This window comes from Sporosarcina obsidiansis (genome assembly GCF_009651005.1).
Lineage (GTDB): Bacteria > Bacillota > Bacilli > Bacillales_A > Planococcaceae > Sporosarcina > Sporosarcina obsidiansis.
In genome coordinates this window covers 216,179-229,910 of the sequence record NZ_WHVW01000003.1, presented here as the reverse complement: position 1 = coordinate 229,910, position 13,732 = coordinate 216,179, and the positions used below count along the sequence as shown (strand labels likewise).

The following is a 13,732-nucleotide window of genomic DNA, read 5'->3' as shown; positions in this document are numbered from 1 at the left end:
CCGTAATGATGTGCTCGAGGCAAAGGATTACTTTGTCGATTGTGATGGTCAATCGTTCACGATGACTACACCTTGGGTCCATACGAAAGATACGCATGGAACAGGCTGTACCTTTGCAGCTGCCTTGACTGGGTTTATTGCCAAGGGCTGTTCTATTTCAGACTCGGTTGCAGAGGCAAAACAATTCATTCAAGCTGCGATTGAAGATGGCTTACGAATTGGCTCAGGCCACGGCCCGACTAACCACTGGGCGTATGCGAAGTTGAAAAAGGAGATGCTCTGATTGAGAAACGATGAAGTGCGAAAAGCATTGAGTCTTTATTTTGTTATGGGGACTCCAAACGCTAAAGAACAAGAGCCCCTAGCCGTTTTAGAAGCAGCACTTCGCGGAGGCATTACTTGCTTTCAGTTGCGCGAAAAAGGAGAACATGCATTAGAAGGAGATGCCTTACTCGGTTTCGCGAAAAAATGCCAGGCATTGTGTCGATTGTACCGCATTCCTTTTATTATCAACGATGATGTGGATTTAGCATTAGCTATTAATGCAGACGGTGTACATGTCGGTCAAGATGATGAGCTAGCGAGCAGCGTCCGCAAGCGTATCGGCCCTGACAAATGGCTAGGTGTTTCCACTCATAATGCTAACGAGGTCCAACTGGCGCAATCGATCGGTGCCGACTATGTAGGACTCGGGCCTATCTATCCTACAGCAACGAAGTTAGATGCTTCGGCTGTTGTCGGTTCTACACTCGTCAAGGATATTCATACATCTTTTCCTGACATGCCAATTGTAGGGATCGGTGGTATCTCCATTGATAATTTTGCTCCTGTTCTGCTAGCGGGTGCTGACGGAGTCGCAATTATTTCTTCTATCGCATCTGCTGATGAACCAATGAAAGCGACGCAGGCCTTTTCTGAAGCCATACAGTCCATCTGAACTAATCCATTACACCTCGGCATAGTTGCAGCCGGAGTTTGAACTCTCACTGAACATAAAAAATGCTTGCATTCTTCCCGCCACTTATAGAAGTGGCGGTCTTCTGCTGAATGCAGATAAATGAGGTCATCATGAATACACGTAAAATGATTTTTATGACAATGTTTGTCGCAATTGCAGTTGCCGGGTCTGCCTTTATTTCATTTCCAGCTGGCATTGCAAGAGCGTATCCAATCCAGCATGCCGTCAATGTGATCGTTGCGATCATCATGGGACCAGGAGCTGCCGTCATCGTCGCTTTTCTGACAGGGCTCGTTCGCGTGCTGACCGGAACTGGGTCACTACTTGCATTTCCAGGTGGTATGATAGGTGCATTCTTGGCAGGCGTTTTGTATCACAAAATTAAAAAACGTTGGAGTGCAGGTATCGGAGAAGTGATTGGAACTGGCTTTATTGCCCCCCTATTTGCTGTTCCATATGCAAAAATCTTGATGGGGACAACAGTGACTACTTTTTTCTTCCTACCACCATTCCTAGTCTCCACAGTCAGTGGTACGATCATCGGACTGTTACTGGCACCTCGGCTTTTAAAATTGAAGGTATTTCGAGATTTACATTGATATAGGCTGAAGGGCAGTCACATAATGTGGTTGTTCTTTTTTATAAATGTAATAAGAACTAACCTCTATAAATTAAAAAAGCCACAGAGAAAAAATTCTTCTCAGTAGCTTTTGTCGATTTCCCGGGAAATAAGGCGAATTAATTTTCTCCTTGCTGGTAATAACTTTGCATTTCCTCTTCTGGCACCATGTTCCCCCCTGTTGCCCATACAAGGTGCGTGGCTTTTGAAGAATCTGCCGATGGTATATTGGACATGATAACTTGTACAGGACCAGCCATTCCGGCAAGTGCAGACGGCTCTAACCAAATGTTTTCACTGTCCGCTAGCTCTTTTAATAATTTGAATAATGTACGATCCTTAACTGTGTAGCAACCTGCCAGGAAAGGTTCCATTGTCTTACCAACAAAGGCAGAAGCTGTGCCAACTGCTAGACCGTCAGCTACTGTTTTATTATCCAAACTGAAATCTGCCACAGAGATTTTATCATGTAGCCCTGTCATCATGCCGATCATCATGCACGGAGAGTGTGTAGGCTCTGCAAACAGACAATGGACATGATCACCAAATACCAATTTTAAACCGAACGCCACACCGCCTGGCCCCCCGCCTACACCACAAGGTAAGTAGACAAAAAGAGGATGGTCTTGATCCACGACAATATGTTGTTCTTTCAATTGAGCTGCAACTCGCTCACCAGCAACTGCATAGCCCATGAATAGATCTGTTGAATTTTCATCGTCTATGAAGTGGCAAGATGGATCCGCGTCTGCTTGGCGTCTACCCTCTTCCACGGCTTTACTATAATCATCTTTATACTCTACGACATGTACACCCTTGGAGCGCAATAAATCTTTCTTCCATTGCTTTGCATCGGCAGACATATGTACCGTTACATTAAAACCAAGTTGGGCACTCATAATTCCAATACTCAAACCCAAGTTTCCTGTTGAACCTACCGCAATTTTATGCTTCGCAAACAATTGTTGAAACTTTGATTCAGCGAATTGCCTATAATCGTATGTATCGGTTAGTAACTGATGCTTCATCGCTAATGTTTCCGCATGCTTCAATACTTCATAGATCCCACCACGAGCTTTTATGGAACCAGAAATAGGTAGTGCATTGTCTTGTTTCAACAGAAGCTGACCCGGAATATTGATATCAAAATCTCTTTCCAATACGTTTTTCATCTTGGGAATAGGAGTTAACGTCGATTCGATAATGCCATCATTAACAGCCGTGTCTGGGAAAACTTTTGCCAAGTAAGGCGCAAATCTTTCCAGTCGTTGACGAGCATCCGTCACATCTTCTTGTGATAAGCTTGTCTTGGCAAGACCTGCAGTTGTGGGTTCTATTAATGGGTTTTTCCATAAGACTTCTTTCTTTTCCATAACTTCCTGTAATAAAGGTAATTTAGAAAGCCATTCACTTTGTGTAAGATTATTCATCCCATTGATCTCTCCCTTGTAGTAACATGCTCGCAAAATCATTGTATGTGGAAGTCAGCAGTTAGTAAACCAGCCTTTCTCCTGAAACATTGAAATGGCTTCAATACGATTTCGCACACCAAGTTTATCTAAAATAGTAGATACATAATTTCGTACCGTTCCCGGTGATAAATACAATTCAGCCGCAATTTGTTTCGTTGTCTTCCCTTCCGACACGAGCTTCAGAACTTGACATTCTCGCTCTGTTAATGGGTTTTTATCTTCCTCTTTCATGTCAAATACCATATCAATTAGTTCAGGAGCGTAAATTCGACGACCATTGATAATGGAGTGAATTGATTTCACGAGCTCTTCTATAGGGTTATCTTTTAGTAGGTATCCACGCACATCTGCATTACGTGCACGTTCGAAATAACCTCCTCTAGCAAATGTTGTCAAAATGATGATCTGACAATCCACATCCTGTAATTCCTCTGCTGCATCTAAGCCTGTTTTAATAGGCATTTCAATATCCATTATACAAATATCAGGCTTCAACTCTTTGACCAAATCTACGGCTTCCTGCCCGTTTTTCGCCATCCCCACTACTTCCATGTCTTCTTCTAAATTTAATAAAGACCCTAATGCACCGAGCAACATTCCCTGGTCTTCTGCTATCACAATGCGGATCACATCTATCATCCTTCCTTTATTTGTTTCAAAACGGCTGGAACGGTAATCGTGACCTGCGTTCCTTCAAGACTCGTGATCGACAGACTGCCATTGACAAATTCTAGGCGTTCTTGCATGCCATCCAACCCATTCCCCGGTAGATTTACACCATTTTGCGCAATTCCAATGCCATTATCTTTCACTTTAATTATGAACTCTTTCGTTGACTGTTCGAAGGCAATGCAACATTGTTTTGCGTAGCTATGCTTTACGACATTATTAATCGCTTCTTTTAAACACATAACTAATACATTTTCCACAATAGGTGACATGTCGGGGAAGTTCGGGTCTCCCTCCAACTTCACTTCTATTTCTGCAGCTTTTAGTAATTGCTGAACACGAACGAGCTCATCTCTTAGCTTTATACGACGCATACCACTGACTAAAACACGGACTTCTTTTAAAGCAGTGCTGGAGATTTGCCGAATATCTTGAATTTCCGCTACTGCTGCCTGTGCATCGCGTTCCATCAAACGCATAGCTAAATCACTTTTTAACCCGATCATGGACAGCTTTTGGCCGAGCGTATCATGAAGATCCCTTGCAATTCGTTCACGTTCCTGCACAATCGTCAACTCTGAAATACGTTCTTGCGCCACTATCAGCTGATCTTGTAGTCGATCGCGTTTCTGCCGATTATATAAGTTGAACGGTAGCAAAACGACACCAATAATAGAAACGATTATAAAATGAATCTGTGGAAGAAACAGATCGATTTCTATAAAAAAACCTGCAACAACTGCACCGATCAAAATCGCAATATGTAAGCCGTAAATAATGAAGAACCCAATTGGATTTCGAATATTCCCAATGAAGAATGCAATAAAAATTGACAAATATACATAACCGAATAACAAGGTCATCACAACTGTAATTACTATTTCAAAACTAATCCACATATACATTAAGCCACTCTGGGACTTCACGGAAAAGTAGTAGGATAGGAAAAAGAATACTAATAGTGTAAAACCGATTGTTAAGTCAATCGGTGAAGCAGTGCGTAAAATAAAAAAGAAAGGTAGTATACAAAATACGACCCATGCATAAATGCTGAGCCATGGACTTTTTGGGAAAATACTGTACCAGCTGTGCATAGGTTCTCATCGCCATCCTTTCATTCATTGTAACAAATATTTGCACTCTTCACCTTCTGAATCGATCGTGCAAATTAAAAAGGCGGAGAAGGAAGTCCTTCTCTCGCCAATTTATTCAAATCTTGTGCGCTTTGCTTTCAAATCAATCGATAAGTTTTTATTTGACATATATCGTTTTGCTTCTTTAAACGTAATGAACTTTTTATTTGCTGGATCATACACACGGTAGCGTAGCGATTCCAGACTTGTTTTCAACGTAATCGTTGTTGCTTTATGCAATGGCGGTGTCAATTCATGTGCCATTTCTAGATTATAATTCGGTACACGTGGAGCTAAATGGTGAACATGGTGAAATCCGATGTTGCCGGTAGCCCATTGCAGAATACGCGGCAATTGGTAGTATGAACTGCCTTCTACTGCTGCTTTTACGTAATCCCAATCAGACTCCTCTTCAAAATAAGAGTCTTCAAATGTGTGTTGGATATAAAATAGCCAAATCCCAAGCATTGCAGCTGTGAACATCATCGTACCTTGGATCAAAAGGAATGCCTGCCAGCCGATGAACCAGATCATCGCGCTATACAGCACAACAAGAATCACATTTATTAAATAAGTGTTCAAACGCTCTTTCTTGCGTGCATCTTTACGGTTTAAACGCCCAGAGATTAATACTAAATACAAAGGCCCTAAGCCAAACAAAACAAGGGGACTACGATAGAAACGATATCCAAGGCGTTCTAATTTAGAAGCTTGTGTATATTCTTCCACTGTCATTACCCAAATATCTCCTACACCGCGTTTATCTAGATTCGAACTAGTTGCATGGTGGATGGAGTGCTCTCTTTTCCATTTTTCATAAGGAAATAATGTCAGCACGCCGGTGATTGTTCCAACAATATTATTTGCTTTTTTATTGGGGAAGAATGAACCGTGCGTACAGTCATGAAAGATAATGAATGTGCGGACTACAAAGAATGCAGCTACGATGGCTAGGGCAACTGTTAAAACTACAGAAACTTTTAAGCTTTGATATGCCAAGAACCATAAAATAAAAACAGGCGGTATCGTGTTCAGTAACTGAATAACGCTCTTCTTTACGTCTGACTTCGCGAAAGGCGCAACATCTTTGTGTAGCTGTTTCGTTTTCTCTTTACTCATATTTGAATGTCCCTCCTATTGGGTTTGCTAGTACATTAAGAATATCTTTTATTTGAAAGCAGGGGTAGACATAGATGTCATAACTTTGAAGTGACAAATGTCATATTGATGATGGTACGAATGAAAACAAAAAAACGCACCCCATTATACCGGAGTACGTTCAGCTCAAAGACAAAAGGATAGGGGTTCGTTACCGTTAATCTAGCGTAATCCTTTTATTATAGTGAGTAACACATTCATTGCTAACTCTTTTTACAAACCATTAAGCATAATATTCTTGGATGGCCTGTGTAATAGCAGGTTCACGAATAGAATAATGAGTAGCTTGCCAGACCACTTTGCCATCTTTCAATAAAAAAAGTTGCGGTGATTCATGGCGAATTTGCATGTCTTGCTCGATTTCTCGTGACAGAGGTCGGCTTTTTTGAACGACTAAATAGTACTTCGGCAAATCTGTCTCTACATGATGATACGCATTAAATGCAGCTGAACTGATCGGGCAGGTAGAGCTGTGCTTCATCAAAAGGACGGGTACTTCATTGGATTGTTCAAGAAGATCATCCCATTCTTCTGTTGTATAGATTTCTTGCATAAGGCAACACTCCTTTTTCATTACTATACCTTTTTAGGCCTCTTTCAAACACTCATTTGGCTTGAAAGTAATTGACGTTTTACTGTACATTTTTTTAGCATTCCTTCACAATATAGTGCAGAAGAAAGGATGTTATTTGTTGTGCGAGGACTATCGTTTCGTTTGTTGCTCACTTGGTTTATTTGTGCTGTTTTAACTGGTTTGTTTGCTTTTGTCGCTAGGTCGATTCATTTACAGACGATTACAAGTTTTGATGAATCCGTTATTGATCTCGTGCAGGGAACTGAATCTCCGTGGCTGACAACCGTAATGAAGATTTTCACTAACGTTGGTTCCACTTCTATCGTTGTTCTCTTTTCATTAACTGGTCTGGCATGGCTTTATTGGAAAGGTTATCGTGCACAAGCCTTTTTGTTAGTCGTCGTTATAGCCGGCACAGGGATTATCAACCAAATAATGAAATTCGTTTTCAAGCGTGAACGTCCCAATTTTCATCGTTTGATCGATATTGGAGGTTACAGCTTTCCAAGTGGTCATACGATGATGGCATTTAGTTTATATACGATACTTGCTTATATTATTTGGCGAAATTTACGGACGACTTGGGGTCATGTAGCAGTCGTTAGTATAGCTACTGTCATGATTATGATGATTGCTGTAAGTCGAATCTATTTAGGGGTGCATTTCCCTAGTGATATTGTCGGTGGCGCACTAGCAAGTGGCGTCTGGTTAATTGCTTCGATCTCCATCTATCAGCATTATCAGCGAAAAAGGCAAAGTACTTTAACCTAATCACTACTACTCATTTTTATTAACTGACGATGACAATCGATTCGAAATTTGGTGTGTAATGTCTATCAGTTCACCAAACCCAATGACCAGGACTCCAATAACAATGGGCTGGAGGAAAATAAGAAAATCTACAGAAGTCCCTATTTCCCCAAATTCCTCCGCCCACACTTGTAAGTCTCTAGAAATCATGACACTTCGGATCAAGCCAATTGGGATGATCAAGACACCTATCCACTTGATCACAAATGCTATGAGATTGGTTTTACTTACTAGTTTCATTATAATAACCTTCCTTCCCACGCCCATACTATGTTACATTTCCATCTGTTAGTACGTATAGGGCTTACTTATTTTAAAAAAGGAATGAATATATATGTGGAAAGATTTTAAAAAATTTGCGTTTAAGGGGAATATTTTCGATTTAGCCATCGGTGTTGTGATTGGTGCAGCTTTCAGCACGATTGTTTCCTCACTTGTCGATAACATCATTACGCCTATTATCGGTATTTTATCTGGTGGACTGGATTTTTCGGGGTTAAGCGTCGACTACAAGGACGCTAAAATCATGTATGGACAATTTATCCAATCCATTATTAATTTCCTAATTGTAGCAGGCTCCATCTTCTTATTCCTTCGCTTGCTCATGAAGCTAAAGATCAAAGAAGCAGAGCCTGTCGAGAAAGAACCTGAAGAAAAACCGTTAGATATTAAAGAAGAGTTACTTACGGAAATTCGGGATTTATTGAAAGAGCAACGGTAAAAAGAACTGTGCAGACGGTGGTCAATCCGCCCCTGCACCACCTCCTCCATCACCACCACCACTGCCAGAATATCCTCCTCCATCGTATGTGCTACCATCCGAACTACTCGCTTGGGCTTTTAAAGAGGGTCCCCAGGTAGAATGAACGAATTGCAACGGGTCTTCCGGCAACATAAATAACGAAGCCAATGCAATTGTTGCGGTCTCCGCTCCTACTATGCGTGGCAATTTCTTATTCGATGGTTTGAGCAAATAAGCTCGAATCAAAAATCGTTGCTGTTCTTCCTCCGATAACCCTACTGGCATTCCATGTTTCATTTGCTTGCGGAATTTATTCATACTCATTTTTGCATGGAGGGCTGTTTTGGAACTTAGAACTGTCGGTGGGATTAAGTAAAATGCGATGAACATCACAATAATGAATCCGCTTAGTGCAACCACTAAATCCTCATACGTTAACGAATTGACTAAAAACAGAAGGACAACAAAATAAATAATAGATGGCCATTTTTGAATCTTCTCTTTTATGCTAAAGAGAGAAACGACAAAGAAGATGGCTGGCAGAACTAATGTCCATCCCCAATCCTCGTCACCACCGATGTACAAAGCAAATGCGGATACCAATCCGGTGACGACTAACATTAGTAGTCTCAAGAAATAGGATAACCGTTTGGACAATGTTCCAGACTCTACTAATAACCCTTTTACTTCGTCATGCCATTTACCATGCTCTATTTCAAATGCATGCTGTTTTTTCAAAGCGGACCTAGATTCCTTGCCTTCCGCAATATCATGCAAATGAAACTTTTTCTGTGATAGTCGCCCCTTAAATAACCAGATCACTAATTGACGTTCAAATTGGGACAGATCCCCTGGTCCCGTATTCAAATGAAACTGGAGAGTTTTCACAGGACGTCCAGGTTGATCTTGAAAACGTTGTGCACTATCCGTCAATTCTACGCCCGCATCGCCTTTATCAACCAAGGAGAACAGACCCGCCAAGAAACTCCCCTTAAACCACATGCCAGAGTGATCGACAAAACTGAGATACAACGGATCTGTCTTCATCACATAGTCAATACTTCCGAAATTCCCATTACCTCGCGAGCGCATCCAGAAGGTAAACAATGCGAAAAGACCGAATAGCACACCTCCTATAATGACGACTTTTTTTAAAGTAGGAATTTGCGCTACTTTCCATGCTTGCTCTTCCACCCTTTGTTCCTCACCTGCCACGACTTCTTCCAATGAAATAGGCGCCTTACTTTTAGTTTGGTTCGTCATAATAGAAGAAGGAAAGAGCATACGCGTTGCGGCCATTGTATTGGCTTCAGATACGGGGGTATAAAATTGAATACCATTGCTATGAATCATTGGATCTTCCGCGTTAGAAGCATACAAATAGCCATGAAGATGTTGTTCCCCTACCTCCTCAGGCAAGACGTAGGATATTTGCACTTGCTCCATATCAACATCATGATTCGAACCTTTCTCAAAGAATGTCATTTGTAGATCACTGTATGTATCATATGAAATAACAGCGTTTTCAACGTAATAAATGTACATCACTTGAATCGTTCCATTTGTTTGTGATATTTTCGTTTCCCAATTTTCTTTGTTCAATGTAACAGGGAGCTTGCGCATATTATTTTCTTCGACAAATCCTACTTTACCTTGACCACCCTGGACTTCAAATGCCAATACTTTATTAATTTGCTGTCGATGCTTAGCTGGAAAGGCTCGTGTTAGCTTTGAAAAGTCTCCATCAAATGAATACGTAAATAATTCATTCACCAGCATCGTTCCATCGCGATCAATCCATCCTCGAATCTGTACCTCATCAATAGAATAAGATTTTGCTGCCACCCAATTGACTGGTAGTCCGATGACCAACAAAAATACACATACTGCTAGAACTCTTTTCAAGGGCATCCACCTCCACTCTAATGAATTCCTTACGAGTTAATTAGCGGAATCGTTTCATCTCTTGGTAAAATCAGGAGTTTCGGTCGACGCTTTCTTATAAATGGCGGTCTATTTCACCAGAAAACCCATCCATGTCTCTCGTCGCACAGCTGACACAGTTGTCCCGCGAACGCCATTGCAACGCACCAGCCCCGGTGGTACAATGAAAGGTAGGATACTGATTAAAGGAGTGGATATTCATGTGGTTCATCTACATTATGTATGCATTGTTCGCATTTATTCTGGGTGGAACAGTACTTGGCCTAGTCCGTACTTTCAGCAGCAATAACTAAAAGAAACAGCAGGAAATGAAGTGGTGGTTGCCATTTCGTCTCCTGCTGTTTTTAAGTTATGAGCGTTGGATATGATTTATGATGATCCTACTCTCGAAAAAGCGATACTAACCAAGAAGTTGCATCCATTCCGTACCTATCACGAATCTCATCTATTTCTTTATGAGCCAGAATCTGTCCACCCTTCAACACAATCAGCTCATCGAGAAGTGGTTCCACTTCTTTAAGTTCATGCGTAGACATCAGAACCGTCTGCCTCTCCGTGTCCGTAAATCGAATTAGCCCTTTTGCAATATCCTCTCGCACCATCGGATCCAACCCAGAAAATGGTTCGTCCAGAAGATAGTATTCCGCTTCCCGTCCGAGTGTGACCGCAATTTTTACACGGCCTCGATTTCCTTTTGAGAGTGTGCGGATCTTAGCATCCATTGAAATATTCAGAAATTCCGCAATCTCCTCTGCCTTTTTCATTTGAAAGTCTTCAAATTGTGAATTATAAAACTCAAATAACTGGCTGATTGTGAAATAAGAATAAAACAAATCGGTGTCGGGCATATAAGCAATAGTCGCTGCAACTCTTCTTGTAATTACCTTGCCATCTAACGCTGCAACTCCAGAATCAGGCGTCAACAAACCTGAAATCAACTTCAGTAATGTCGTCTTCCCACTGCCGTTTTCACCGACTAGGCCAATAATCTTCCCTTTCGGCAATGAAAGTATCACACCATCCAGCGCTTGCTTATGTCCATAACGCTTTGAAACAGCTTGTAATTCAATCATCATTCCCACCCCGTTTCTGTAAGTAGTTGACCATTTCATTCGTCGTAAAACCGAGTGCTTCCAAATTTTGAATAAATGACTGCACAAGCTGCTCCTTCATCTCTTCACGAAGCTCCTGAATCCGCTCTGTATTCTCTGTCACGAAAGATCCCTGCCCCCTTCTGGTCTCCGTAATTTCCATTTGTTCTAGTTCCTTATAGACACGCTGCATCGTATTGGCATTGACGCCGACTGAAACGGCATAGTCACGAACTGATGGCAGTTTCGCCCCAGCGATGAGTGTGCCACGAATGATATCACCGATAATATGATCGATGAGCTGCTGGTAAATAGGTTTATCGGGGAGAAACTCCATGCTCATCGTTAAAACCTCACTTTCTTTTCATACAGCCAAGATCCTGCTAAAACTAATAGGAAGCTGAGGCCAAAGTAAAATACTAGACTGCCAATGGAAAACATAATCCCGTTTGGCACAAATCCTGTAAAAAAGTAACTGGTTTGTTCATTATAAAATGTCACATCCGTTAATTTCAGCGGCAGCAACGAGCGAAGCCAATTAAAGAATCCGGCAACCCGAAGCCACTCCCATAGAAATCCACAAATACTAAAGAGAAACACGGTGATCGGAACAGAAAAGAAACTCGTTCGAGATCGAATCATTTGATACAAGCTCCAGAAGAACAATCCAACTGCCATGAGGAAAATCAATTTCAATGAAATGGAGAGTAGAATACTAAGCAATGCCAATAATCCCTGCCAGGCAGATCCTATTGTCCATTCGCCCAAGAAATATAAGGCAACACTAAGTAACAATCCTCCGAAAAACAACGTACCCGTTGCAATGACCGTAGCGCTCACTAATTTGGCTCCAACTAGCTGAAACATTGACCTCGGAGAATGTAACCAAATCTCAGGACTTTTCATTTCCTTCGTCAAACTGATGAATAAGATTGCAACACCAGCAAACGTATAAAAAGCAAACCAAGTACCCGCCAATACATGTGTATTTTCATACAACTTACCAGGAATCCCTGCCCAGCTACTGATCAAGGAAGGTGCTACACAAATAACCAACACATTTAAAAGCACGATCCAACCTACAACCCACTTTAGAAGTATCCATTCTTTCTGTAACAACCCGCGCCATTCTGTACTCATTCTCATAACCTCACTTTCTTTTCAAATAGCCAAGCCGATGAGAGAAAGAGAAACGCCATGAATCCGACTACCATCAAAATTTCTCCTACATAAAACGTTGTATTGTTTTCAATGAAATAAAAATTTCCCACAGTGATTTCCACTGCATCTGAAGGAGTGTTTAATTTCCCTAGATGAGCGATTTGTTGATATAGTTTTGATTCTAGTACAGTCTGAAACAACCAAAGAGATGCAAATAGTGCAACTAACCAAAGGAAGAAAGCACCGCGACGAACGTACGAATTAATGGTACGATAGACAACCGCTAGGAATAAGCCGATTAGCATTAACATGATCGCACCAAAATACAATGAAGAAACGAAGCTATAGATCATCTTCGCAAACCCCACAACACCCACTTCTGCAAATGAATTATCAACAAATGACGCATATAGAGCCAGCGCAATGCCAGCCACCAGCATACTGATGAATCCGACTACTGCTGAAAATAACACTTTGCTTCCAAACAACTGCAAAATAGACTGAGGGGAATGCAACCACACATCCGGCCGTTTCCATTCGATCCACATACTGTTCAATAGTAAAGATACCGGCATGCATAATACGATCAAGATCCACATCATCAATGCCGTACCAAACATTCCTTCAGCTAGAAATGACAAAGCAAACGACACGAGGAGAATTAACAAAACAGCGATGACCAATGTGGCAAATAACCAGCTTTTCATCATCTGCCATTCTTTTTTCCACAGTCCCTTCCAAGTATTCATATTACAACCAACCCCTTTCGTTCTAGTGTATTAGTTACATAGTACACTATATGTATTGAAGTGGCAAGTAGATACAAAAAAATGCAAGGAAGGAACATTGACCTGTTCCTTCCTTGCATCCTCGCGCTACTTTAATATTTCATTTGACGTCGTTGCTGACGCAATTCTCTTCTAGCAGGGGCTGAGTCAAAAAGTCTTTTTTCTACTTCGGTTTCTGGATAAATCTTTGCAACAGGCACGGGTCGATTCGTATCATCCACCGCCACCATTGTACAAAAAGACTCCGTGGTCAGCTTCACTTCTCCCGTCACCAAGTTTTTAGAATGAACCGAAACGAACACTTCCATCGAGGTACGACCTACGGAAGTAACGATTGCTTCTAGTTCAATCATATCTCCTAATAATGCTGGTGAGACGAAATCAACTGAATCGATCGAAGCCGTGACAGCTGCTCTAGTACCCGCATGTTTCATTGCAGCAATAGCGGCGATTTCATCTATATAAGCAAGCACTTTTCCTCCGAAAATGGATTGAATGTGATTCGTATCGGGCGGTAAGACAAGTTTACTTTGAATCGTTCTGGAATGGCTCATTGATTTTTGTTCAGACATTGTGACAACTCCCTTATGGTTCCTCCTCTTTAGTATAGCGA

General features: G+C 41.4%; 17 protein-coding genes. 5 read left to right on the top strand and 12 right to left on the bottom strand.

The window, feature by feature from the left end; translation table 11 throughout:
- The 3 genes from GD002_RS04645 to thiW all read left to right on the top strand — a co-directional run.
- A partial coding sequence (locus GD002_RS04645; RefSeq protein WP_194841470.1) for a bifunctional hydroxymethylpyrimidine kinase/phosphomethylpyrimidine kinase occupies positions 1–283 on the top strand: 283 nt, incomplete at its 5' end.
- Entirely contained in the window at positions 284–937 is a 654-nt protein-coding gene (thiE, locus tag GD002_RS04640) for a thiamine phosphate synthase (RefSeq protein ID WP_153731168.1), read from the top strand.
- Between the two features lie 131 nt (positions 938–1,068).
- Positions 1,069–1,557, top strand: coding sequence for an energy coupling factor transporter S component ThiW (thiW, locus tag GD002_RS04635; RefSeq protein WP_153731167.1), 489 nt, complete (start codon positions 1,069–1,071; stop codon positions 1,555–1,557).
- 139 nt (positions 1,558–1,696) lie between these two features.
- Here thiW and GD002_RS04630 read toward each other — a convergent pair whose 3' ends face one another.
- From GD002_RS04630 to ytxJ, 5 genes are all read right to left on the bottom strand, one after another.
- Complete coding sequence (locus GD002_RS04630; RefSeq protein ID WP_153731166.1) at positions 1,697–3,007, bottom strand: D-serine ammonia-lyase; 1,311 nt, start codon at positions 3,005–3,007, stop codon at positions 1,697–1,699.
- Positions 3,008–3,061: 54 nt separating this feature from the next.
- Positions 3,062–3,679 (bottom strand): response regulator transcription factor, encoded by a 618-nt coding sequence (locus GD002_RS04625; protein ID WP_153731165.1) that lies wholly within the window; start codon positions 3,677–3,679, stop codon positions 3,062–3,064.
- Positions 3,680–3,684: 5 nt separating this feature from the next.
- On the bottom strand, positions 3,685–4,812 hold the full coding sequence (locus tag GD002_RS04620; protein WP_153731164.1) for a sensor histidine kinase: 1,128 nt from the start codon (positions 4,810–4,812) through the stop codon (positions 3,685–3,687).
- A gap of 111 nt (positions 4,813–4,923) precedes the next feature.
- Positions 4,924–5,970, bottom strand: coding sequence for a fatty acid desaturase (locus tag GD002_RS04615; protein ID WP_153731163.1), 1,047 nt, complete (start codon positions 5,968–5,970; stop codon positions 4,924–4,926).
- Positions 5,971–6,232: 262 nt separating this feature from the next.
- On the bottom strand, positions 6,233–6,562 hold the full coding sequence (gene ytxJ / locus GD002_RS04610) for a bacillithiol system redox-active protein YtxJ (RefSeq protein WP_153731162.1): 330 nt from the start codon (positions 6,560–6,562) through the stop codon (positions 6,233–6,235).
- 141 nt (positions 6,563–6,703) lie between these two features.
- Here ytxJ and GD002_RS04605 point away from each other — a divergent pair, with 141 nt between their 5' ends.
- Complete coding sequence (locus GD002_RS04605; protein ID WP_194841469.1) at positions 6,704–7,354, top strand: phosphatase PAP2 family protein; 651 nt, start codon at positions 6,704–6,706, stop codon at positions 7,352–7,354.
- 6 nt (positions 7,355–7,360) lie between these two features.
- On the opposite strand, the gene GD002_RS04600 is transcribed toward GD002_RS04605, so the two are convergent.
- A complete protein-coding gene (locus GD002_RS04600) occupies positions 7,361–7,633 on the bottom strand; it encodes a hypothetical protein (RefSeq protein ID WP_153731160.1) in 273 nt (90 codons plus the stop codon).
- Positions 7,634–7,727: 94 nt separating this feature from the next.
- Between GD002_RS04600 and mscL the strand changes: the two genes are divergently transcribed.
- Positions 7,728–8,114 carry a large conductance mechanosensitive channel protein MscL gene (gene mscL / locus GD002_RS04595; RefSeq protein WP_153731159.1) on the top strand — a complete coding sequence of 129 codons (387 nt, stop codon included), beginning with the start codon at positions 7,728–7,730 and terminating at the stop codon, positions 8,112–8,114.
- Between the two features lie 21 nt (positions 8,115–8,135).
- On the opposite strand, the gene GD002_RS04590 is transcribed toward mscL, so the two are convergent.
- The 6 genes from GD002_RS04590 to GD002_RS04565 all read right to left on the bottom strand — a co-directional run bounded on the left by GD002_RS04590 (position 8,136) and on the right by GD002_RS04565 (position 13,691).
- Positions 8,136–10,040, bottom strand: coding sequence for a DUF2207 domain-containing protein (locus GD002_RS04590; protein WP_194841468.1), 1,905 nt, complete (start codon positions 10,038–10,040; stop codon positions 8,136–8,138).
- 419 nt (positions 10,041–10,459) lie between these two features.
- The gene (locus GD002_RS04585) at positions 10,460–11,152 is read right to left on the bottom strand and encodes an ABC transporter ATP-binding protein (RefSeq protein WP_228548298.1); all 693 of its coding nucleotides are present in this window, start codon (positions 11,150–11,152) and stop codon (positions 10,460–10,462) included.
- On the bottom strand, positions 11,145–11,513 hold the full coding sequence (locus GD002_RS04580; RefSeq protein WP_153731156.1) for a GntR family transcriptional regulator: 369 nt from the start codon (positions 11,511–11,513) through the stop codon (positions 11,145–11,147). Before GD002_RS04580 ends, GD002_RS04585 begins: the two co-directional genes overlap by 8 nt.
- Before the next feature lie 2 nt (positions 11,514–11,515).
- Positions 11,516–12,310 (bottom strand): hypothetical protein, encoded by a 795-nt coding sequence (locus GD002_RS04575; protein WP_153731155.1) that lies wholly within the window; start codon positions 12,308–12,310, stop codon positions 11,516–11,518.
- A gap of 2 nt (positions 12,311–12,312) precedes the next feature.
- Positions 12,313–13,080: a hypothetical protein gene (locus tag GD002_RS04570; protein WP_153731154.1), complete on the bottom strand. Its 768-nt coding sequence runs from the start codon at positions 13,078–13,080 to the stop codon at positions 12,313–12,315.
- Between the two features lie 131 nt (positions 13,081–13,211).
- Positions 13,212–13,691 carry an acyl-CoA thioesterase gene (locus tag GD002_RS04565; RefSeq protein ID WP_153731153.1) on the bottom strand — a complete coding sequence of 160 codons (480 nt, stop codon included), beginning with the start codon at positions 13,689–13,691 and terminating at the stop codon, positions 13,212–13,214.
- Positions 13,692–13,732: the final 41 nt, after the last annotated feature.